Annotated in this window: 16 protein-coding genes; 10 read left to right on the forward strand and 6 right to left on the reverse strand. The window is 70.6% G+C overall.

Going from position 1 to position 22,610, the window contains the following annotated elements; genetic code table 11:
• Positions 1 to 4 precede the first annotated feature (4 nt).
• The 4 genes from E0497_RS13650 to E0497_RS13665 all read right to left on the reverse strand — a co-directional run bounded on the left by E0497_RS13650 (position 5) and on the right by E0497_RS13665 (position 4,843).
• Positions 5 to 1,792, reverse strand: a complete 1,788-nt coding sequence (locus E0497_RS13650; protein ID WP_137725346.1) for an AMP-dependent synthetase/ligase — start codon at positions 1,790 to 1,792, stop codon at positions 5 to 7.
• Between the two features lie 163 nt (positions 1,793 to 1,955).
• The gene (locus E0497_RS13655) at positions 1,956 to 2,666 is read right to left on the reverse strand and encodes a heme peroxidase (RefSeq protein WP_137725347.1); all 711 of its coding nucleotides are present in this window, start codon (positions 2,664 to 2,666) and stop codon (positions 1,956 to 1,958) included.
• Positions 2,667 to 2,735: 69 nt separating this feature from the next.
• On the reverse strand, positions 2,736 to 3,380 hold the full coding sequence (locus E0497_RS13660; RefSeq protein WP_137725348.1) for a phosphoribosyltransferase: 645 nt from the start codon (positions 3,378 to 3,380) through the stop codon (positions 2,736 to 2,738).
• Between the two features lie 119 nt (positions 3,381 to 3,499).
• Entirely contained in the window at positions 3,500 to 4,843 is a 1,344-nt protein-coding gene (locus tag E0497_RS13665; protein WP_421958346.1) for a TrpB-like pyridoxal phosphate-dependent enzyme, read from the reverse strand.
• Between the two features lie 83 nt (positions 4,844 to 4,926).
• On the opposite strand from E0497_RS13665, the gene E0497_RS13670 reads away from it, so the two are divergent.
• Both E0497_RS13670 and E0497_RS13675 read left to right on the forward strand, forming a co-directional pair.
• On the forward strand, positions 4,927 to 6,723 hold the full coding sequence (locus E0497_RS13670) for a DEAD/DEAH box helicase (RefSeq protein ID WP_137725350.1): 1,797 nt from the start codon (positions 4,927 to 4,929) through the stop codon (positions 6,721 to 6,723).
• Between the two features lie 182 nt (positions 6,724 to 6,905).
• A complete protein-coding gene (locus E0497_RS13675) occupies positions 6,906 to 7,412 on the forward strand; it encodes an NlpC/P60 family protein (RefSeq protein ID WP_137725351.1) in 507 nt (168 codons plus the stop codon).
• Positions 7,413 to 7,431: 19 nt separating this feature from the next.
• On the opposite strand, the gene E0497_RS13680 is transcribed toward E0497_RS13675, so the two are convergent.
• A complete protein-coding gene (locus E0497_RS13680) occupies positions 7,432 to 9,330 on the reverse strand; it encodes an ABC transporter ATP-binding protein (RefSeq protein ID WP_137725352.1) in 1,899 nt (632 codons plus the stop codon).
• Between the two features lie 101 nt (positions 9,331 to 9,431).
• Positions 9,432 to 10,061 carry an AMIN-like domain-containing (lipo)protein gene (locus tag E0497_RS13685; protein ID WP_137725353.1) on the reverse strand — a complete coding sequence of 210 codons (630 nt, stop codon included), beginning with the start codon at positions 10,059 to 10,061 and terminating at the stop codon, positions 9,432 to 9,434.
• Between the two features lie 176 nt (positions 10,062 to 10,237).
• Between E0497_RS13685 and E0497_RS13690 the strand changes: the two genes are divergently transcribed.
• From E0497_RS13690 to E0497_RS13725, 8 genes are all read left to right on the forward strand, one after another.
• Positions 10,238 to 10,999, forward strand: a complete 762-nt coding sequence (locus E0497_RS13690) for an SDR family NAD(P)-dependent oxidoreductase (protein WP_137725354.1) — start codon at positions 10,238 to 10,240, stop codon at positions 10,997 to 10,999.
• Between the two features lie 71 nt (positions 11,000 to 11,070).
• Positions 11,071 to 13,425: an arylsulfatase gene (locus E0497_RS13695; RefSeq protein ID WP_137725355.1), complete on the forward strand. Its 2,355-nt coding sequence runs from the start codon at positions 11,071 to 11,073 to the stop codon at positions 13,423 to 13,425.
• 122 nt (positions 13,426 to 13,547) lie between these two features.
• On the forward strand, positions 13,548 to 14,288 hold the full coding sequence (locus E0497_RS13700; RefSeq protein WP_170312975.1) for an ABC transporter ATP-binding protein: 741 nt from the start codon (positions 13,548 to 13,550) through the stop codon (positions 14,286 to 14,288).
• A gap of 4 nt (positions 14,289 to 14,292) precedes the next feature.
• The gene (locus E0497_RS13705) at positions 14,293 to 16,839 is read left to right on the forward strand and encodes an ABC transporter permease (protein ID WP_137725357.1); all 2,547 of its coding nucleotides are present in this window, start codon (positions 14,293 to 14,295) and stop codon (positions 16,837 to 16,839) included.
• 132 nt (positions 16,840 to 16,971) lie between these two features.
• Positions 16,972 to 17,340, forward strand: coding sequence for a hypothetical protein (locus E0497_RS13710; protein WP_421958347.1), 369 nt, complete (start codon positions 16,972 to 16,974; stop codon positions 17,338 to 17,340).
• Positions 17,341 to 17,431: 91 nt separating this feature from the next.
• On the forward strand, positions 17,432 to 18,607 hold the full coding sequence (locus E0497_RS13715; protein ID WP_137725359.1) for an acyl-CoA dehydrogenase family protein: 1,176 nt from the start codon (positions 17,432 to 17,434) through the stop codon (positions 18,605 to 18,607).
• 10 nt (positions 18,608 to 18,617) lie between these two features.
• On the forward strand, positions 18,618 to 19,763 hold the full coding sequence (locus E0497_RS13720) for an acyl-CoA dehydrogenase family protein (protein WP_137725360.1): 1,146 nt from the start codon (positions 18,618 to 18,620) through the stop codon (positions 19,761 to 19,763).
• A gap of 27 nt (positions 19,764 to 19,790) precedes the next feature.
• Positions 19,791 to 22,607: an ATP-binding protein gene (locus E0497_RS13725; RefSeq protein WP_137725361.1), complete on the forward strand. Its 2,817-nt coding sequence runs from the start codon at positions 19,791 to 19,793 to the stop codon at positions 22,605 to 22,607.
• Positions 22,608 to 22,610: the final 3 nt, after the last annotated feature.

Genomic DNA, 22,610 nt, shown 5'->3' on the forward strand with positions numbered 1-22,610 from the left:
GGTTCTACGTGTAGATCCGCGCGATGGCCTCGGCGTGCTGCGTGTGGATGATGTTGCGCTTGAGCTTGAGCGTCGGGGTCAGTTCACCGGTCTCGACGGTGAAGTCCACGTCGAGGATCCGGTACTTCTTGATCTGCTCGGGGTTGGACACCTTCTTGTTGCCCTCGGACACGGCGGCGTCGATCTCCGCGACCAGGTCGGGGTGGCGGATCAGGTCCGCGACGGAGGCGTCGGCGGGAACACCGTTGCGTTCCTTCCAACCCGGCAGCGCCTCCGGGTCGAGGGTGATGAGCGCGCCGATGAACGGTTTCGCGTCCCCGACGACGAGGCACTGGCTGATCAGCGGGTGCGCGCGCAGGGCGTCCTCGAGGACCGCGGGGGCGACGTTCTTGCCGCCGGCGGTCACGATGATCTCCTTCTTGCGGCCGGTGATGGAGACGTAGCCCTCGGTGTCGATCGAGCCGAGGTCGCCGGTGTGGAACCAGCCGTCCCGGATGGAATCGGCCGTGGCCTGCGCGTTGTGCCAGTAGCCGTCGAACACGACGGGGCCGCGGACGAGCAGTTCGCCGTCCTCGGCGATCTTCGCGGCATGCCCGTTGACGGGCTTGCCGACGGTGCCGACCTTCTGGTGGCCGGTGGTGTTGACGGTGACGGCGGCGCTGGTCTCGGTGAGCCCGTAGCCCTCGTACACCGGGACGCCGACGCCGCGGAAGAAGTGGCCGAGGCGGGCGCCGAGGGCGGCGCCACCGGAGACGGCGCGGTCGCACTGCCCGCCGAGTGCGGTCCGCAGCTTGGCGTAGACGAGTTTGTCGAACAGGGCGTGCTTGAGGCGCAGTCCGAGGCCGGCGCCGCCGGTGTCCTGGGCCTCGCTCCACGCGATCGCGGTGTCGGCGGCCGCCGCGAAGATCTTGCCCTTGCCGCCGTCCTCGGCCTTCTGTTTGGCCGAGTTGTACACCTTCTCGAACACGCGCGGCACCGACAGGATGAAGTTCGGCTGGAACACCGCGAACTGGTCGAGGAGTGTGGTCAGGTCGGCGGTGTGCGCGACGGTCACCTTCGCGTCGAACGCACCGAACGAGATGGCGCGGGCGAACACGTGCGCGAGCGGCAGGAACATCAGGGTGCGCTTGCCCTCCTCCATCGCGTCGCCGAGCGCGATCTGTACCGCGGCCGACTCGGCGTAGAAGTTGGAGTGGGTGAGCTGCACGCCCTTGGGGCGCCCGGTGGTGCCGGACGTGTAGATCAGGGTGGCCGGCGACGAGGCGCACACCTGCCGGCGGCGCTCGTGCAGGGCGTCGTCGCTGATGCCGGCGCCACGGGTGGCGAGCTCGTCGAGTGCGCCCGCGTCGATCCGCAGGACCTCGCGCAGTGCGGGTGCGGCCTCGGCGACGTCCTTGACACGCTCGGCGTGGGTCGAGTTCTCGACGACGAGCAGCGACGTCGCCGAATCCTCGAGGATCCACCGCGCCTGGTCGGCCGACGACGTCTCGTAGATCGCGACGGTGCAGCCTCCGGCCGTCCAGATCGCGTAGTCGAGGACGACCCAGTCGTAGCGGGTGGCCGACAGGATCGCGACGCGGTCGCCGAGTTCGATGCCGGACGCCATGAGCCCCTTGGCGGCGGCCTTCACCTCGGCCGCGAACTGTGCCGCGGTGACGTCGACCCAGCGGCCGCCGTCGAGCTTCGCGAAGGGCACGAGGTTCGGGCACTCCGCTTCGTACCGGAACACGGTGTCCGCCATGGACGCGTCCTCCGGAATGGTGAACGACTGTGGAACCGAATACTCGCGCACTGTGACCCCTCCGCTAAGTGACTGCTGGAATGTGCATTGCATCACATTCGAGAGGGCATTGCATCCGGCTTGCCGCCCGTTTTGGCGCATTCCGGCGTCTACCTGCGGAAATAAGTGTAACCGTGAGTGATGCTAATTTTCTGCAGGTAGCGGCGTCGGCCGGTCACGCGACGGACACGACGTGGTCCTCACGGGTGCAGTGCCACCGGCGGACGGCGTGCTCGAGCGCCGCGGGGGAGACGCCGAGACGTCCGGCCGCCGCGACGAGCGCATCGGTGGACTCGGACACCGACGGATCGTCCTCGGTCGCGGTCCGGACGAACTCCGTGACCGCCGTCGTCGCGGGATCGGCGGCGTCCGGGACGCCGGCGAGCAGCAGCAGATGCTGCCAGGTGGTGTCGTCGCACGTTCCGCTCGACTCGTCCCACGCCGCGCGCACGGTGTCCGCGAGAGGGGGCCGCGCCATCGCCTCCGTGAGGTCGGGCACCGAGTCGATGCGCAGGCCGTGGAGGCGTTCGGCGGTGCGCTGGATCTCACCGGCCCGCAACGGCGGCGCGGATTCGGTGTACCGGCGCCGGTAGTTGCCGACCTTGCCGGCCCACTGGTCGGCGCTGCCTGCCTCCTCGAACGTGCGCAGCAGGGTGCGGGCGCCGTCGGTCACCGGTCCGGTGTCGTGTGCGCGCCGGTACGCGAGGTAGCGGTCCACCACGGTCCCGGCGTCCGCGAGCCGGGTTCCGGCGGCCTGCACCGACTCGATGATGCACAGCGCCAGGCTGCGGCGGTACGCGTCGGGCGGCACCCATCCGGACGGGTCGCCGAGTCGCGTCCGGCACGCGTCGACGACGGATCGGATCTGCTGTTCCGATACGGTCACGGGTCCTCCCGGGTAGGTGTGGGGCGTCCGACACGTGTATCGCTGCCGGAGCATCGAATGTTGCGCCGGTCACATGCTCCGGTGGTGGAAGCGGTCGAGCAGGTCGGTGACCTCCCGGTCGTCGAGTTGGTGGAAGTCGGTGAACGCGCAGCCGACGGAACCGAGGTCCGCCGGCACGTACGGGCAGACCACCTCGTCCGCGATCACCCGCAGCCGGGCCGTCGCCTCGGGGGACGCCACCGGGACCGCGACCACGACGCGGGCCGCACCCGCCGCCCGCACCACCCGGCACGCGACCGCCGCCGTCGCGCCCGTCGCCATGCCGTCGTCGACGAGGATCGCGGTCCGCCCGGCCGGTGAGGTGCGGGGGTGGTCGCCGCGCAGCGCCGACGCCCGACGGTCCAGTTCGGCGCGTTCCCGGGCCCGGACGGTGTCGAGGACGAGCCGGGTGACCCGGCCGTGGCGGACGATGTCGTCGTTGAGGACTTCCGCGTCGCCCTCGCCGATCGCGCCCATCGCGAGTTCCGGCTGGGTCGGCAGGCCGAGTTTGCGGACCAGGACGATGTCCAGCGGCGCGTTCAGGGTGCGGGCGATCTCGTACGCGACCGGGATGCCGCCGCGCGGCAGCCCGAGGACGATCGGGTGCGCATCGTTCAGGTGGATCAGCGAATCCGTCAGCGCGCGACCGGCTTCCGCGCGCGTCGCATAGTGCATGCGGGTGCTCCGGGTGGATCGTTCGGCGGGAGCCGACTTCCATCCCCGACGATACGCCGCGGGCCGCGACGCATCACGGCGTCGCGGCCCGGGAGGAGCAGCGGTGGAACGGGTGCCGGTTACCCGGTCGAGACCAGGTCGCCGTCGATGTGCGACTGATAGGCGGGCAGGTCGAGCATGCCGTGCCCGGACAGGCCGATCACCAGCACCTCGGGTTCGGTCAGGCCGCGCGCGTACTCGGCGGCCGCCGCGATCGCGTGCGCCGACTCCGGCGCCGGGACGATGCCCTGGGTGCGGGCGAACAGCACACCGGCGTCGAACGAGTCGCGCTGGTCGACGGCCTGGCCGGTGACGTAGCCGAGTTCGACGGTGTGGCTGAGCAGCGGCGCCATGCCGTGGTAGCGCAGGCCGCCCGCATGGATCGGGTCCGGCACGAAGTCCTGGCCGAGCGTGTGCATCTTCAGCAGCGGCGTCAGGCCGGCGACGTCACCGTGGTCGTAGCGGTACTCGCCCTTCGTGATCGACGGGCACGCGGCCGGTTCGGCGGCCACGATCCGCGTCGTCGCCTTGCCCTCGATCACCTCGCGGATGAACGGGAACGCCAGACCGGCGAGGTTGGAGCCGCCACCGGCGCACCCGAACACGACATCCGCATTCTCCTCACCGGCGGCGCGCAGCTGCTCGACGGCCTCGAGTCCGATCACCGTCTGGTGCAGGACGACGTGGTTGAGGACGCTACCGAGGGCGTAGCGGGCGTCGGGGTCGTTCGCGGCGACCTCGACGGCCTCGGTGACCGCCATGCCGAGCGAGCCGGGGGTGTCGGGGAAGTCGGCGAGCATCTTGCGGCCCGACTCGGTGAGATCGGACGGGCTCGGGTGCACGATGCCGCCGTAGGTCTCCATCAGGTGCCGGCGGTACGGCTTGGATTCGTACGACGCCCGCACCTGCCACACCTCGAGCTCGATACCGAACTTGGCGCACGCGAACGACAACGCGGAGCCCCACTGACCGGCGCCGGTCTCGGTGGTGATCTTCTTCACGCCGTCGGCGGCGTTGTAGTACGCCTGCGCGACGGCGGTGTTGGTCTTGTGGCTGCCGACCGGGCTCACACCCTCGTACTTGACGTAGATGCGGGCGGGCGTTCCGAGGGCCTTCTCGAACTCGCGGGCCCGGATCAGCGGGGCGGGCCGCCACGTCCGGTACGCCTCACGGATCGGTTCGGGGATCTCGATGTACCGGTCGGTGGCGACTTCCTGCGCGATGAGTGCGCTCGGGAAGAGGGCTTCCAGATCGGCGGCCTGCACCGGCTCCCGGGTGCCCGGATGTAGATGCGGCGGGGGAGCGACCGGAAGGTCCGCCACGATGTTGTACCAGTGGGTGGGGATCGGGGTGGCAACGGCGACAGAATCGGACGCGGTGGTCGACACGAGGTTCCTTCCGGATGTGACGGGAGACACCCATATTGTGATGGAGGTCATTCCGCGTGTATCCGCGGGGTGGACGGCTACAACCATCGGGCGGCGCATCGACTAAACTCACTGGTCAAATGAGTGACACCGAGCGCGACCCGCAGTCCGACACCAATCCCATCACCTTCGCCGAGCTCGACATCGACGAGCGTGTGCTGAGGGCCCTCTCCGACGTCGGATACGAGTCGCCCTCACCGATCCAGGCCGCGACCATCCCGCCGCTGCTCGCCGGCAGCGACGTCGTCGGTCTCGCGCAGACCGGTACCGGTAAGACGGCCGCGTTCGCGATTCCGATCCTCACCCGACTCGACGTCGACAAGCGGGTGCCGCAGGCGCTGGTCCTGGCGCCGACGCGTGAGCTGGCGCTGCAGGTGGCCGAGGCGTTCGGCAAGTACTCCGTCCACATCCCGGGTCTGCACGTGCTGCCGATCTACGGCGGTCAGGCGTACGGCGTGCAGCTGTCGGGTCTGCGGCGCGGCGCCCAGATCATCGTCGGCACCCCCGGCCGCGTCATCGACCACCTGGAGAAGGGCACCCTCGACCTGTCGCAGCTCGAGTACCTCGTCCTCGACGAGGCCGACGAGATGCTCAAGATGGGTTTCCAGGACGACGTCGAGCGCATCCTGGCGGACACCCCCGACCGCAAGCAGGTCGCGCTGTTCTCGGCGACGATGCCGCCGGTGATCCGCAAGATCTCCAAGCAGTACCTGAACGATCCGATCGAGATCACGGTCAAGTCGAAGACGCAGACCGCGTCGAACATCACCCAGCGGTGGGTGCAGGTGGCGCACCAGCGCAAGCTCGACGCGCTCACCCGGTTCCTCGAGGTCGAGACCTTCGAGGCGATGATCATCTTCGTCCGTACCAAGCAGGCCACCGAGGATCTCGCCGAGCGGCTGCGGGCCCGCGGCTTCTCGGCCGCCGCCATCAACGGTGACATCGTGCAGGCGCAGCGTGAGCGCACGATCGGCCAGCTCAAGTCCGGCGCCCTCGACATCCTCGTCGCCACCGACGTCGCGGCCCGCGGCCTGGACGTCGAACGCATCTCGCACGTCGTCAACTACGACATCCCGCACGACACCGAGTCGTACGTGCACCGCATCGGCCGCACCGGCCGCGCCGGCCGCACCGGTGACGCGCTGCTGTTCGTCGCCCCGCGCGAGCGGCATCTGCTCAAGTCGATCGAGCGGGCCACCCGCCAGTCGCTCACCGAGATCCCGCTGCCGTCCGTCGACGACGTCAATGCGCAGCGTGTCGCGAAGTTCAACGACGGCATCACCGCGGCCCTCGAATCCGAGCATCTGACGCTGTTCCGCAAGTTCATCGAGGACTACGAGCGGGAACACGACATTCCGCTCGCCGACATCGCCGCGGCCCTCGCGGTGCAGTCCCTCGACGGCGACTCGTTCCTGATGGCACCGGAGCCGCCGGCCCCGCCGCGCCGCGAACGCGAGCCGCGGGAGCCGCGGGAGCGTCCGGCCCGCCGTTTCGACGAGGGCGGTCCGAGTGGCCCGCGCGTCAGCCGTGACGGCCAGGAGTTCGCGACGTACCGGATCGCGGTCGGCAAGCGGCACAAGGTGGCGCCGGGTGCGATCGTCGGTGCCATCGCCAACGAGGGCGGCCTGCGTCGCAGCGACTTCGGGCACATCAGCATCCGCCCCGACCACAGCCTGGTGGAGCTGCCGGCGAACCTGCCGCGCGAGACCGTCGAGGCGTTGCGGGCGACCCGCATCTCGGGTGTCCTCATCCAGTTGCAACTCGACGACGGTGCCCCCGTGGGACGCCCGTCGGCGCGTGGCGGCCGGGACGACCGCGCCGGCGGCAAGTTCGGGCGCAAGAACGACAAGTTCGGGAAGCGTCGCCCCCGCGACTGAGTCCCGGCCCGCTTTCCGGAAGGCGCCGACGGCACACGCCGTCGGCGCCTTTCGTGTTCTCTGCGTTCGATTCTGCGACGCAACCGTTTTCGGGTCGGTAGTGTTCCTCACGGTTTGCGGTCGGGGGATCCCTTGTAGTCCGACAGAGAGGCTCGAGCGTGGCGCACACGTGTCGTCGAGGATTGATCGCAGCAGCACTCGTCGCCGGTTCCGCCGTCCTGGTGGCGGCCCCGGCGGTGGCACAACCGGCCGGAGGTTCCGGCAGTACCGGGAGCGCGAGCCTGTTCGCCGGCAGCGGGGACATCGCGATCCCGCTGCCGATTCCGAGTCCGCGCGGGCTGGCGGCGCTGGCGGCCGCCCAGACCCAGATCGGGAAGCGGTACGTGTGGGGCGGCAACGGTCCCGACGTGTGGGACTGCTCCGGGCTGGTGCAGTGGGCGTTCCGGACCGTCGGTATCAGCCTGCCGCGGACCAGCCAGGAGATGGCCGCCTACAGCGGCGGCATGCTCGTCCCGCTGTCGGTGCTGCAACCCGGTGACGTCGTCACGATGGACACCGACGAGAACGCCGGGCACGTCGGCATCTACGCCGGGGGCGGGATGGTGTTCAACGCGTACGGTGACGGCGTCCCCATCGGGCTGACCCCGTTGTCGGACTTCGACATCCACAACATCCGCCGTTACTTCTGACGGCCCGCCGGCCCGCTGCTCAGCCGATCACCTCGGTGAGCAGTGGGCGGGGTGCGGTGCCGGTGTCGAACTGGGTGCGGTACAGCTCGGCGTAGCGTCCGCCCGCGGCCAGCAGCGTCGCGTGGTCGCCGCGTTCCACGATGCGTCCCGCCTCCACGACGAGGATCTCGTCCGCGGCGCGAATCGTGGACAGCCGGTGCGCGATCACGACGGCGGTGCGTCCGGCCAGCGCCTCGGCCAGCGCGTCCTGCACGGCGGCCTCGGACGTCGAATCGAGGTGGGCGGTGGCCTCGTCGAGGATCACCACGCGCGGCTGCGCCAGCAGCAGACGGGCGATCGTCAGTCGCTGACGTTCCCCGCCGGACAGCCGGTAGCCGCGTTCCCCGACGACGGTGTCGAGGCCGTCGGGCAGGGACCGGACCAGGTCGGTCAGGTTGGCGCGGCGCAGTGCGTCCCACAGGTCGGTCTCGGTGGCGTCGGGGCGGGCGAGCATCAGGTTGGCGCGCACCGACTCGTGGAACAGGTGACCGTCCTGGGTGACCAGACCGACGGTGGCGCGCAGCGAATCGGTCGTCAGATCGCGGACGTCGACGCCGCCGACCAGTACGACGCCGGAGTCGACGTCGTACAGGCGTGGGAGCAGTTGCGCGACGGTCGATTTCCCGGCGCCGGACGATCCGACGAGCGCGACCATCCGGCCCGGTTCGACGCGGAAGGAGATGTCGTGCAGGACGGGGTCGCCGCCGCGGGTGTCGATGCCGGCGACCTCCTCGAGGGAGGCGAGGGACACCTTGTCCGGGGACGGGTAGGCGAAGTCGACGGACCGGAACTCGACGGATGCGGGACCGGCCGGGACGTCGACCGCGTCCGGTTTCTGCGCGATCAGCGGGGCGAGGTCGAGGATCTCGAAGACCCGCTCGAAACTGACCAGTGCACTCATGACGTCCACGCGGGCGCTGGCGAGCGCGGTGAGTGGCGAGTACAGCCGGGTGAGCAGCAGGGCGAGGGACACCACGGCGCCGGCCTCGAGTTGCCCGCGCAGCGCCAGGTAGCCGCCGAGACCGTAGACGAGGGCGAGGGCGAGGGCCGACACGAGGGTGAGCGCGGTGACGAACACCGACTGCAGCATCGCGGTGCGGACACCGATGTCGCGGACCCGGCGGGCGCGGACCGCGAACTCCGCGGACTCCTGCGACGGCCGTCCGAACAGTTTCACGAGGGTCGCGCCGGGCGCCGAGAACCGTTCGGTCATCTGGGTGTTCATCACCGAGTTGTGGTTGGCGGCCTCCCGGCTGAGCCGGGCCAGCCGGGTGCCCATCCGCCGGGCCGGGATCACGAACACCGGCAACAGCAGCAGCGACAGGACCGTGATCTGCCACGAGATGCCGACCATCACCACCAGGGTGATCGCGAGCGTCACCACGTTCCCGACGACCCCGGACAGGGTGTCGCTGAAGGCGCGCTGCGCCCCGATCACGTCGTTGCCCAACCGGCTGACCAGCGCGCCGGTGCGGGTGCGGGTGAAGAACGCGACCGGCATCCGCTGGACGTGGTCGAACACGGTGGTGCGCAGGTCGAGGATGAGGTCCTCGCCGATGCTCGACGACAGCCACCGGGTCACCACCGCGAGCGCGGCCTCGAGCAGGGCGATGACCGCGATCGCCGCGGCCGTCAGTACCACCACCCGGACGGCGTCGCCGGCGACGATCGCGTCGACGACCCGGCCGGCGAGGACCGGTGTCGCCACCGCGAGCGCCGCGGTGACGACACTGAGCAGCAGATACCACGTGATGTGCCGGCGGTGCGGCCGCGCGAACGCGACGATCCGGCGCAGCGTCGCCTTCGAGAAGGGGCGACGGTCCTGTTCGGCGTGCATCGCGTTGTACATCGCGTTCCACGCGGTGACGTCCATGCTCATCGCGCACCCCTCTCGTCGGTCCCGCCACGGTACGGCGGGGCTCCGACACCGACGGTAGAACTTCGAGTGAGCTTGAAGTCAACCGCCGGCCTGTGCCACGGTCAGCGGGCGACGTCCACCACGAGCCGGGTCGGACCCTCGAGGGTGTAGACGCGGTAGGACACGCCCCGGGTGGTCAGCCCGATCAGGGTCTGCGCGGTGCCCTCGAACACGCCGGCGTCACGGACCTCGGTGACGATCCCCGGCTTCTCGATCTCGAGCGGGTTGGGACCGGCGTACGGCTCGACGCCGGTCGTGAACGGCATCGCCGAACCGTCGATCAGCACCTGCAGGATGCCCTGGCCGGCCACCGCGATCGGGTTGCCGCTGCCCTGCTGGACGACGGTGCCGACGACCTCGGTGCGCCAGCCGGGGGTGCCGGTGCCGTCGAACTGGTAGACGACGCGGTCGAAGCCGTCGTGGTGGCCGATGCGCATGTCGGTGATGGTCAGGGCGGCGTCGGCGGACGCGTCCCCGCGCTGCCCTTCCTGTGCGGTGGGGGCGTCGGTGCGGGTGCCGTCCGCGGTCGCGGCCAGCGGGGCGGGCGCGACCGCGGACGCGGTCGATTCGACCGTGATCGACGTCGCCGACGCGGTCGGTTCCGTGTCGGAGTTCGTGCAGCTCGCGAGGGCGAGGGCCGCGGCGGCGACGGAGGACAGGGCGAGCGTGCGGCGGGACCGGTAGTGCGTCATGTCCACGGATGCTAGGCGTCCGGCGTGGGCGGGGCATGTTTCGACGCGGCGCCGTGTCCGATCCGGAATGTGATTTTCGGGACGATCCCGATCAACGGGAAACGAGGTGTGGTCGCCGCGGCCGCCTGATTGGGTGTGCAGCGATATTCGGACTGCTGTGGGAGACGACGGAGCACATGGGCAAGTTGGATGGAAAGGTCGCGCTCATCACGGGCGCCGGTCAGGGCGTCGGTCAGGGCGTCGCGTTCGCACTCGCGAAGGAGGGTGCGCGGATCGCGGTGACCGGGCGGACCGAGTCGAAGCTGATCGACACCGTCGAGGCGATCACCGCGTTCGGTGGTGTCGCCGAACCGATCGTCGCGGACGTGTCCGTTCCCGCCGACATCGAACGGGCCGTCGAGACGACGGTGGCGGTGTTCGGTGGCGTCGACATCCTCGTCAACAACGCCAGCCTCAACCCGCTGGGGCCGGTCCTCGACCTCGATCCGGACTACCTCGAGCGCGCTTACGCCGCGGGTCCGACCGCGGCGTTGCGGGCGATGCAGGCGTGCCACCCGCACATGAAGGCGCGCGGCGGCGGTGCGATCGTGAACATGGTGTCGTCGGCGGCGGTGCGCTGGGATCTGAGCGGCTACGGCGGCTACGCGTCGGTGAAGGAGGCGCTGCGGTCGCTGACCCGCACGGCGGCGTGCGAGTGGGGTGTCGACAACATCCGGGTCCTGGCCGTTGCGCCGCACGCGATGTCGCCGGGGTTGCAGAAGTGGACCGAGGCCCGCCCGGAGGAGGCGGCGGCGTTCGTCGCGAGCATCCCGATGCGCCGGATCGGTGACTGTGAAACCGACATCGGCAATGCGGTCGCGTTCCTCGTCGGCCCCGACGCCGGCTACCTGACGGGTGCGACGATCCCGCTCGACGGCGGCCAGGCCCGCTGGTCGTGACCGGAAATTGATGTCGCCGGCCTCCCGATGCGTGTGACGATGGAAGTCCACCGCATCGGGAGGGCCCGGCCATGGCTGAGGAATTCGCCGGAAAAGTAGCGACGGACATCCGGGATTCGACGCCGGACTGGGCGCCGTTCGCCGAACCCCGCGCCCCCGAGGGGGCCCCGAACGTCCTGTACCTCGTGTGGGACGACATCGGGATCGGCACGTGGGACCTGTACGGCGGCCTGGTGGAGATGCCGAACCTGCGGCGGATCGCCGATCGCGGCATCCTGCTGAGCCAGTTCCACACCACCGCGCTGTGTTCGCCGACGCGGGCGTCGCTGCTCACCGGACGCAACCCGACGTCGGTGGGGATGGCGACCATCGAGGAGTTCACCGACGGGTTCGCCAACGCGAGCGGGCGGATCCCCGCCGACACGGCGCTGCTGTCGGAGGTGCTCTCCGAACGCGGATGGAACACGTACGCGGTGGGCAAGTGGCACCTGGCTCCGCTCGAGGAGTCGAATCTTGCTGCCACCAAACGGAACTGGCCGTTGTCGCGGGGGTTCGAGAGGTTCTACGGGTTCCTCGGCGGCGAGGCCGACCAGTGGTATCCCAACCTGGTGTACGACAACCATCCCGTCGACCCGCCGGCGTCTCCGGAGGACGGCTACCACCTGTCGAAGGACCTGGCGGACAAAGCGATCGAGTTCATCCGGGACTCGAAGGTCATCGCCCCGGACAAGCCGTGGTTCACCTACCTGTGCCCGGGCTGCGGCCATGCGCCGCACCATGTTCCGCAGGAATGGGCGGACCGATACACCGGCATGTTCGACATGGGCTACGAGCGGTACCGCGAGATCGTCCTGGAGAACCAGAAGCGGCTCGGGCTGGTGCCCGCGGACACCGAACTGTCCCCGATGAATCCGTACGTCGACGAGGTGAGCGCCGACGGCGCGCCGTGGCCGGCCCTCGACACCGTCCGGCCGTGGGACGAGCTCGCCGCCGACGAGCAGCGGCTGTTCAGCCGGATGGCGGAGGTGTTCGCGGGATTCGTGAGCTACACCGACGCGCAGATCGGCCGGCTGCTGGACTACCTGGAGGAGTCCGGGCAGCTGGACAACACGATCGTCGTGGTGCTGTCGGACAACGGGGCCAGCGGGGAGGGCGGGCCCACCGGCTCGGTCAACGAGTACAAGTTCTTCAACGGCTACACCGACCGGATCGAGGACGGGATCGCGCGGATCGACGACCTCGGCAGCCCGGACACCTACAACCATTACTGCCTCGGCTGGGCGATGGCGTTCAACACGCCGTACAAGCTGTTCAAGCGGTACGCGTCGCACGAGGGCGGGATCGCGGACCCGTGCCTGATCTCGTGGCCGGACGGGATCGCGGCGCGCGGCGAGACCCGCGACCACTACGTCAACGTCTGTGATGTCACCCCCACGGTGTACGAACTGCTGGGAGTCGACCCGCCGATCACCGTCCGGGGTGTCCCGCAGCGCCCGCTCGAGGGCACCAGCTTCCGGGCGATGCTGTCCGATCCGGATGCGGCGACCGGCAAGACCACCCAGTTCTATTCGATGCTCGGGACCCGCGGGATCTGGCACGCCGGCTGGTTCGCGAACACCGTGCACGCCGCGGCGCCGTCGAACTGGTCGCACTTCGACGACGACCGCTGGGAGCTGTTCCACCTGGAGAACGATCGCAGTCAGTGCCACGATCTCGCCGCCGCCCGGCCCGACCTGCTCGACGAGATGACGGCGTTGTGGTTCGCGGAAGCTGACCGGTACGGCGGCCTGCCGCTCAACGACCTCGACATGCTGTCGGCGTTCCTGCGGTACCGGCCGTATCTGACGGGGCAGCGGACGTCGTTCGTGTACTACCCGGATGCGGCGGAGGTGGGCCCGGGCGCGGCACTCGAGATGCGGGGCCGGTCGTATTCGATCCTCGCGGAGGTGCGGCTCGGGGCCGACGGCGCCGTCGAGGGGGTGCTGTTCGCGCACGGCGCCCGCCTCGGTGGGCACACGCTGTTCGTCCGGGACGGCCGTCTGACGTACGTCTACAACTTCCTCGGCGAGGACGAGCAGGTCGTGGTCGCGTCGGAGCCGGTCGCTGCGGACGCCCGGGTGCTGGGAGTGCGGTTCGACCGAGGTGGCGTCGCCGACGACGGGTTCACCCCGGTCGGGACGGTCACGCTGCACGTCGACGACCGGGCGGTGGGGTCGCTCGCGGGGGTGCGGATCCAGCCGGCGATGTTCTCGGGGGTGGGTGAGGGCATCCGGGTGGGCCGGGATCCACGTCGGAGCGTGTCGCGGCGGTACTCGGCGCCGTTCCGGTTCCGCGGTGGAACGATCGCGAAGGTCACCGTCGACGTCTCCGGTGAGCCGTATCTCGATCTGGAACGGGAGATCGCCCGGGCGTTCGCCCACGATTGACGCCGCCGTTCGCCCACGGTTGACACAGGTGGGGGCGCATCGGGGACAAGATCAGGGTTGTCCCCGATGGCGCGGTGTCACCGATCCACGCCAGGATGGTGGGCATGTCAACCGAAACCGAGATGTCCACGGAAACCCGGGTGGCCGCGCGTGCGGTCGATCTGACGAAGGTCTACGGCACCGGCGACACCCGGGTCCACGCCCTGGCAGGGGTGTCCGCGGAGTTCGCGCGCGGCGAGTTCACCGCGATCATGGGGCCGTCCGGCTCCGGTAAGTCGACGCTCATGCACTGCCTTGCGGGCCTCGACGCGGCCAGCTCGGGTTCGGTGCTGATCGGCGACACCGACCTGACGACGCTGTCGGACAAGGCGATGACGCAGCTGCGCCGGGACCGGATCGGGTTCGTGTTCCAGGCGTTCAACCTGGTGCCGACGCTGACCGCGCTGGAGAACATCACGCTGCCGCTCGACATCGCCGGCCGCAAGGTCGACGAGCAGTGGCTCGGCACGGTCGTGGACCGGCTGGGTCTGCGCGACCGGCTCGATCACCGTCCCGGTGAGCTGTCGGGTGGTCAGCAGCAGCGGGTCGCGTGCGCGCGGGCCCTCGCGGGCCGACCGGAGATCGTCTTCGGCGACGAGCCGACCGGCAACCTGGACTCGCATTCGTCGGGGGAGGTGCTGTCGATCCTGCGGGCCGCGGTCGACGAGTTCGAGCAGACCGTCGTGATCGTCACGCACGATCCGCGGGCCGCGAGTTTCGCCGACCGGGTCGTGTTCCTGGCGGACGGCCGGATCGTCGACGAGCTCCGCGATCCGACCGCGGACTCGGTGCTCGATCGCATGAAGAACCTCGAGACGGTCTGACGTCATGGCCGTGACCTCCTCTCCCCTGCGCAAGGGATCTCCGATGCGCAAGGTGTCTCTGCGTAATCTTGCCGCCCACAAGGTGCGGCTCGTCCTGACCGTGTTGTCTGTGGTGCTCGGTACCGCGTTCGTCGCGGGCTCGTTCGTGTTCACCGACACCCTGCAGAAGACGTTCGACGGCATCTTCGAGGGCACCGCCCAGGGCGTCGACGTCCGGGTCGGCCCCGTCGAGCAGGGGTCGAGCGGTGTCCCGATCGCGGACATCGACACGATCGCCGCGGTCGACGGAGTCCGCGCCGTCGCGCCCGCCGTCAGCGGGCAGATCGTCGTCCTGAACTCGGCCGGCAAGCCGATGCAGAACGGCGGCGCCCCGAGTATCGGGTCGTCGTATCTGCCGCCCGCGCAGCAACTCGGCGAGCAGACGCCGTTCGTGGCGGGCGCCCCGCCTGAAGCGCCCGGACAGATCGCGCTCAACGAGTCCGCCGCGACCCGCGCGGGCCTCGCGGTCGGTGACCGGACGCGGGTGCTGACGATGTCCGGGTGGAACGACGTGACCGTGTCGGGGCTGTACTCCACGGACACCGATACCGGTGGTTTCGTCGGGGCACTGTTCACCGACGAGCAGGCCCGGCAGTTGTTCACCGACGGCAGCCACGTCGGCTACGTCGACGTCGCCGCCACCGCCGGGGTGTCGCAGGACGAGCTGCGCGACCGGGTCGCCGCCGCCCTGCCCGATACCAAGGTGCAGACCGGTGACCAGGTCCGGGAGGAGACCAAGGACGGCATCGCGCAGGCACTGAGTTTCGTCAACTACTTCCTGCTGGCGTTCGGCGCGATCGCGCTGCTGGTCGGCACGTTCATCATCTACAACACGTTCTCGATGATCGTGGCGCAGCGGCTCAAGGAACTCGCGCTGCTGCGCGCGATCGGCGCCGGACGCGGCCAGGTCGGCCGGTCGGTGGTGTTCGAGGCCCTCGTCATCGGCGTGATCGGCAGCGCGCTCGGACTCGCGGCCGGTGTCGGTCTCGCGTACGGCCTGCGGGGACTGCTCAACGCGTTCGACCTGGGTCTTCCGGAGGGGCCGCTGCAGGTGGCGCCGCGCACCGTCGTCGTCGCTCTGGTCCTCGGTGTGATCGTCACCGTGATCAGCGCGTACGCGCCGGCCCGCCGGGCCGCGAAGGTGCCGCCGGTCGCCGCGATGCGCGAGGAGTTCGCGTCCACCGGTGACACGCTGCGGGTGCGCACCCTGATCGGGGCGATCGCCGCGGTCCTCGGTGTGGTCGCCCTCGTCGCCGGCGCGCAGTCCACCGGCGGCGGTGCGGCTGCGATCGTCGGGGTGGGGGCGCTGGCCCTGGTGCTCGCGGTGCTGCTCGCCGCACCGGCACTGTCCCGGCCGGTCGTCGGGGCGCTCGGCGCGGTGTTCACCACTCCGTTCGGGTCGGTCGGTCGCCTGGCCCGCACCAACGCGGTCCGCAACCCCAAGCGCACCGCCGCGACCGCGTTCGCGCTCACCCTCGGCCTGATGCTGGTGTCGGTGATCGGTGTGTTCGGGGCGTCCGCGAAGGAGAGCACCAACGCGCTCGTCGACACGGGCATCGAGGCGGATTTCGTGCTCACCGGGCCGCAGGGGATCGGGGTCCCGGCCGGTGCCGCCGGGGCGGCGGCCCGTGTCGACGGGGTCGTCGACGCGGTCTCGCTGCACGGTGTCGCCGTGAAGATCGGTGACGAGGACGCGTTCGGGTCGGCGATGAGCGGATCCCCCGACGGGGTCCTCGCGTACACGATGACGGAGGGGTCGGCGGTGGTCACCGGCCGCGACATGATCGTCTCGCAGACCGAGGCCACGGACCGCGGCTGGAGCCTCGGCACCCCGGTGACGCTGACCGACCGGGACGGGGAGCAGGTCACCACCACCGTGACCGGCATCTTCGCCGACAACCAGCTGCTCGGCCCGTGGGTGGTGTCGAACGAGGTGTACCAGGAGGTGACGCCGGCGAACCAGCGCGCCGAGTGGGCGGTGCTGATCAAGACCGCCCCGGGCGCCGACCAGGCGCGGACGGCCGCCGCCCTGGCCACCGCGACCGACCCGTTCGTCGTGGTCCAGGTCCAGGACCGGGAACAGTTCAAGGGCACGCAGGCGCAGCAGATCGATTCGCTGCTGGCGGTGCTGTACGGGCTGCTGGCGCTCGCCGTCGTCATCGCGATCCTCGGCATCGTCAACACCCTGGCGCTGTCGGTCGTCGAACGCCGCCGCGTGATCGGCATGCTGCGCGCCGTGGGCATGCAGCGCGCCCAGGTCCGTCGCACGATCTACCTCGAGTCGGTGCTCATCGCGGTGTTCGGGGCCCTCGTCGGGGTGCTGCTCGGGGTGGTGTTCGGCTGGGGATTCGTGCGGACCCTCGCCGACCAGGGCCTCGACCGTGTCGCGGTCCCGTGGGGTCAGGTGGCCGCGATGCTGATCGGCTCCGGTGTCGTCGGTGTGCTCGCGGCGCTGTGGCCGGCGGCCCGGGCCGCGCGGACCGAGCCGCTCGAGGCCATCTCCGGCATGTAGAGCGGGCAGTGGGGAGACGGTACCGTCGCGGCGCGACCGCGACGGTACCGTTCTCGCGTGAGCAACCTGAAGGACATCGGTGACCGCGACGGCTGGCGCTGCTGGCTGTGTGACGAGCCCGTCGACCCGGACATGTCGGTGAACGATCCGCGCGGTCCGAGCGTCGACGCGATCGGTACCGCGAAGAAGACCAAGGGCAAGGCCGTGCAGGAGCGTCTCGCGCACCGGGCCTGCAACACCAAGAAGGGCGCGATCAAACCCGTCGTCCCGTGGTCGGACGAGCTGTTCGTGGTGGATCCGGCGCCGATCGTCGGCGTCGTCGAACAGTTGAGCCGCAAGGGCGGCCGGGTCGCCGTCGCCCGCTGCCCCGGCGAGTCGGATGCCGTCGCCGCCGGGGAGTGGCTGCTCGACAGGCTCTCCCGGCTGGCCCCGGACCTCGACCTGTCCACCCGCATCGACGCGGGCGGCGGCGGCTACCTGCTGGTGCTCGAGACACGCTAGGCGGCGCAAAGGCGCAGTTCCCGACGTGGGAACGGAGTAGCGTTCGCTTCGAGGCCCCGGCCGATCCGTTTCCGTGTGGAGGACGTCGTCGATGAACCTGTCTCTGACCGCCGAGCAGCGCGCCTTCCGGGACGAGATGCGGGCCTTCTTCCGCACCGAGATCCCGGCCGAGATCCGGGAGAAGGTGGCGTCCGGGGCGCCGGTGGGCCGGGACGACCTCGTCGCGACGCAGCGCATCCTCAACGCGGCCGGGCTCGCGGTGCCGCACTGGCCGACGCGTTGGGGCGGGCGGGACTGGTCGGCGGTGCAGCGGCACCTCTGGCGCGACGAGATGCAGTTGGCGTCGGTGCCGGAGCCGCTGGCGTTCAACGCCGACATGGTGGGTCCGGTGATCGCGGCATTCGGGTCCGCGGAGCAGCAGGCCCGGTTCCTGCCGGCGACCGCGAACCTCGACATCTGGTGGTGTCAGGGATTCTCCGAGCCCGGGTCCGGGTCGGATCTGGCGTCTCTGCAGACCCGGGCGGTCCGCGACGGCGACCACTACGTCGTCGACGGGCAGAAGACGTGGACGACGCTCGCGCAGCACGCGGACTGGATCTTCTGCCTGGTCCGCACGAACCCGGACGCACCGAAGAAGCAGGCCGGTATCTCGTTCCTGCTGATCGACCTGACGTCGCCCGGGGTGACGGTGCGCCCGATCCGGCTGATCGACGGCGGGTACGAGGTCAACGAGGTGTTCCTCGACGGGGTCCGGGTGCCCGCCGAGAATCTCGTCGGGGAGGAGAACGCCGGCTGGGGGTACGCGAAGTTCCTGCTCGGCAACGAACGCACCGGTGTCACCGGGGTGGGCCGGTCGAAGGTGCGGCTGGCCCGCGCGAAGGCGTATGCCGCGCAGATCCGTTCGGGGTCGGGCACCCTGCTCGACGACCCGCTGTTCGCGGCGCGGATCGCCGAACTCGAGAACGAGTTGCTGGCGCTCGAACTCACGCAGATGCGGGTGGTGGCGGGGTCGGCCCACAGCAAACCGGATCCGGCGTCGTCGCTGCTCAAGTTGTGCGGCTCGCAGTTGCAGCAGGACGTGACCGAGCTGATGGTGGACGTGGCCGGACCGGATTCGTTGCCGTTCGACGCGGGCGACGACGTCGCGAGCCCTCTGTGGGCGCAACGCGCCGCACCCACTTACCTGAACTATCGCAAGGTGTCGATCTACAGTGGGTCGAGCGAGGTTCAGCGCGGCATCATCGCGTCCTCGATTCTGGGTCTGTGAGGCGGGGGAAATGGACTTCGAACTGGACGACGAGCAGAAGTTGTTGCGGGACACCACGAGAGAACTGTTGGCCCGCAGCTACGGTGATGCGACGGCGCTCGCGGCGGTGAAGGCGACTCCGCGCGGCTGGAGCGACGACGTGTGGCGCCGGCTCGCCGACACCGGCCTGCTGGGACTCGGATTCACCGACGAGGACGGTGGATCCGACGCCGGTCCGATCGAGGTCGGTGCCGTGATGACCGAGCTGGGTCGGCGACTGGCCCCGGAACCGCTGCTCGACTGCGTCCTCGTCCCGGGTCGGCTGGTCGCCGACTCCGGCAGCGCCGCCCAACGGCGCCGGATCCTGCCGGCCGTGACCGGCGGTGAACTGCTGCTCGCGTTCGCGCACACCGAACCGGGTATGCGGTGGCCGTCGAACGATGTGTCGACCAAGGCTGTCCCGCACGGGGACTCGTGGACGGTGACCGGTGTCAAGAATCCGGTGCCGCACGGTGACTGCGCCGGTGTGCTCGTGGTGTCGGCGGCCCTGCCGGACGGCGGTGTCGGACTGTTCCTGGTGGACGCCGACGCGGCCGGGGTGACCCGGCGCCCGTACCGCACCCACGACGGGCTCCGGGCCGCCCAGATCGAATTCGGTGACGCCCCCGCGGAGTCGCTCGGGGAGGAGTCCGGGGCGGACGCGACCGACTCGATCCTGGCCGCGCACGTGTACGCGCACGCCGCGCTGTGCGCCGAGGCCGTCGGCGCGATGGAGGAGACGCTGCGGTCGACCGTCGAATATCTGCGCACCCGTAAGCAGTTCGGGGTTCCGCTGTCGAGTTTCCAGGCGTTGACGCATCGCGCCGCCGACATGTACGTCGCCCTCGAACTGGCCCGCAGCATGAGCCTGTACGCGACGATGTCGCTCGCCGACGGTGTCGCCGACCCCGTGGTGGCGTCCCGCGCGAAGCTGACGGTCGGCCGATCGGCGCGGCAGATCGGCCAGGAGGCGATCCAGATGCACGGGGGAATCGGGATGACCGCTGAATACGTTGTGGGACATTACGTGTCGAGGCTGACCGCGATCGAGCACACCCTCGGATCCGTCGACGACCACGTCCGGGTCCTCGTGGCCGACGTGGCCGGGCACGACATGGTGGACGTCGCGGACAGATAGCGCAGGCGAGTCGGGAAGGGGTGCGCAGTGGCGGACGGAATCGAGTTCGCGGTCCTGGGACCCGTCACGGCATCGGTCGGTGCACGGCCGGTCGTGCTCGACGAGCAGCAGCGGGCGGTGCTGGCCGCACTGCTGGTGGCGTACCCGAATTCGGTGGACATCGAACGGTTGCGGGGCCAGTTGCACGGCGACGGCCTCGATCGGACACTGGACGTCCTCGCGGACCGGTTGGCCCCGGGCGACCGGGACGGTGACGCCGGTGTGCTGGTGCGCGACGACACCCGGTATCGGCTGGACGTGCCCCGGGACGCGGTCGATGCGACCCGGTTCGCCGACGAGGTGACCCGCGGCGGCGCGCTGCGGGAGCACACCCCGGACGCGGCTGCCGAGGCGTACCGGGAGGGTCTGCGGCTGTGGCGCGGCCCCGCCTTCTCCGGTGTCGAGGCGTCGATGTTCGCGGAGTCGGCGTACCTCGAGGCGGAGGTGGAACGGCTGACCGCGCTGCGGTTCGAGGCGCGGCTCGCGCTGACCCGGGCGCAGTTCGAGGCGGGGGAGCCGGCGGCGGCGACGTCGGCGGAGGCACTGGTGGCCGATCATCCGCTCGAGGAGCGGGCGTGGGAGCTGCTGGTGCTCGGGCTGCACCGGTCGGGTCAGGCGGCGCAGGCGCGGGCCGCGGTCCGGCGCTGCCGCGTCATGTTCGACGACCGGCTCGGCTCCGAACTCGGGCCGGGGATGCGACGGCTCGAGGTGGCCGTCGCGTCGAAGGACAGCGTGTATCTCGAGGCCGCCCGGCCGTCACCGCCGGCGACGATCCGCGGATCGAATCTGCTGATGCCGACGACTCGGCTGATCGACGACGATCGGGCGATCTCGTCGGTGCTGGGGCTGTTCGACGAGCACCGGCTGGTGACCCTCGTCGGTCCGGAGGGGGTCGGGAAGACACGGCTGGCCGTCGAGGTGTGCCGGCGGCTGGAGATGCCGGACGGCCCGTGGATCGTCGACCTGACGAAGGTGGGCGACGGGGCGCTGATCCCGTCGACGGTCGCGACCCTGCTGACGCTGCCGGGCATCGGGTCGGCGACGCACCTGGCCGAGGTGATGGAACCACGCGAATGTGTCCTCGTCCTCGACAACTGCGACCATGTCGCCGACTACACCGCCGACGTGGCGCGCGCGATCGTCGCCCGCTGTCCCGGCGTACGGGTGATCGTCACCGGCGCGGCGCCGCTCGCGGTCGCGGGGGAGGCGGTGTTCGAGGTCGAACCGATGCCGGAGGAGGCCGCCGCCGCACTGTTCGCGGAACGGGCCGTCGGCGCGGACGCCGCGTGGACGCCGACGTCGCGGAACCGCAAGGCGGTCGCGGCGATCTGCCGGGAGGTCGGCGGCTATCCGCTGGGGATCGAACTGGCTGCGGCGCAACTACGTTCGGGGGGCGAGAAGTCGATCGCCGTCGGGCTGGCGAAACATTTCACCCACCTGTACGGGAAGGAGACCGAGACCGTCGGGCCGCGGGGCCGGACGTGGGACGTCGCCGACTGGGTGTACCGCGGGCTGACGCGGCAGGAGTCGCGGCTGCTGCGCCGGACCGCGGTGTTCGCGGGATCGTTCGACCTGACCGGGGCGACCGCGGTCTGCGTGATCGGGATACCGGAACGGGTGTCGGTGGTGTTGACGTCGCTCGTGCGGCGCGGTCTGCTGCGCGTGGTGCCGGGGTCGACACCTACCCGCTACCGGATGCTGTCCACGATCCGCCGGTTCGCGCGCGCCCAGGCCGACGACGCCGAGTCGGTCGCGGTCCGGGCCGCGCACCGCGCCTACGTCCTGGGCCGGGTCGCCGGTGTCGAGGAGTCGTTGCGCAGTGCCCGCGTCGGGCAGGCGTTCACGCTGCTCGCCGGCGACCAGGCCGAACATCGGGCGGCGTTCGAGTCGGCGTTCGCGGTCGGTGACGCCCACTACGCGCTGGAACTGGCGGGCCGGCTGTCGTGGTACTGGTACCGGACCGGGAACGTCGGGGAGGGCCTGAAGTTCGTGCGGACCGCCCTCGACATGGTCGCCGCGGACTGGCGTCCGCCGGATCCGCGGTCGATGGCCCGCGCCCTCGACGGGCTGTCGTCGCTGACGTACCTGACCGGGGACGCCCCGGCCGCGGAGAAGGCCGTCCGGCGTGCGGTGCAGTTGTGGTCGTCGATCGGCGAGGTCGGGGAGGTGGCCCGGGACGAGGCGTGGCGCGCACACTTCGCGGCGATGCAGGGGCGGATGGGGCCGGCGATCGACCTGGCCCGGCACGCCGTGCAGGTAGCCGCCGACCACGACGCGCTCTGGGTGGAGGCGGAGGCCCGCACGGTCCTGGGCATCCTGCTGCGCACGTCCGGGGACGCGGAGTCGGCGCGGGAAGAACTACGCGCCGCGATCGCGGTGGGGGAGCGCAGCGGCAACCGGTGGGCGGTGACGTCGTCGACGTGGGGGCTGATGAAAGCGGCCGCCGACTCCGGTGACGTCGACGGCGCGCTGGCGACCATGCGGGTGCTGCGCGCCGACCTCGAGGACGCCGACGACGTCGTCTCGTGGCTGGTGATGGTGCATTCGACGGCGGCGGTGCTGGCGTCCGCGGGCCGGCCCACCGACGGGGCGGTCCTCATGGGCGCGGTGGATTCACTGGGGGCACAGGCCGGTTTCGTACCCGCCTGGATCGACGCCGTCGACGGCCCGATCGAGGCGGCCGCCGTCCACGACGCCCTCGACGAACAGGAGTATCAGCAGTACGCCACGATGGGCGCGCACCTGAGCCGGCAGCAGGTCGACCGGCTCGTCGGCGAGCTCGTGGAGGGGCCGGGGGACGAGTAGCCG

It is taken from the genome of Prescottella subtropica, from assembly GCF_005434945.1.
In the GTDB taxonomy this organism is placed as follows: domain Bacteria; phylum Actinomycetota; class Actinomycetes; order Mycobacteriales; family Mycobacteriaceae; genus Prescottella; species Prescottella subtropica.